We start from the raw sequence: 549 nt of genomic DNA, 5'->3' as shown, positions 1-549 counted from the left end.
CTTTGTATTAAAGGTTTAGGTTAAAAGCTAAATATATTTATCAACAAGCAGATATGCTTATCAATAAATTCGGAGTATCAAAATAGTATCAAAATGGATAGTTTCAGCAGATATTTTAAAAGTAAGGGTCTACAAATGAAACTTTTAAATGATTGGCAATAAAGGATATATCTTTCATTCAAAGTATAAAAAAAGCTAGGAGCTGGTTACTCTTGTTTTTACATCTCGTATTGGTCAGTAGATCCTACTCATAAATATGTAGGAGATATTGAAAAAGCGTACCCACATCGTGAGTACGCTAAAAACTAATAAGTATAAAACAAGAATATCTGAATGAAAATAAAGTCTAAATCAGATTTAAGTCGCTATAGGTGTATCTAAATTGACTGGTTTCTCTTGAATTTTTTTACTATCTACTGCTGCATTTAAGTTTACAAGGAAAATAGCAGTGGCTGCAATTATTCCTGGTATGGCGATAAACAAAAAGTTAGTTTGGTGACTTAGCTCTAGTGTAAGTAGCGCCCCAGTTAAGATAGGACCTACGATAGC

At 31.7% G+C, this 549-nt stretch carries 1 pseudogene; it reads right to left on the bottom strand.

Going from position 1 to position 549, the window contains the following annotated elements:
- Window positions 1-357 precede the first annotated feature (357 nt).
- Window positions 358-549, bottom strand: a pseudogene (locus tag ACS8FD_RS23675) (aromatic acid/H+ symport family MFS transporter); the annotation flags it as partial.

It is taken from the genome of Psychrobacter sp. 1U2 (assembly GCF_051847575.1).
Note: the sequence above shows the minus strand (reverse complement) of the source record. Positions and strands in the feature narration are given on the sequence as shown.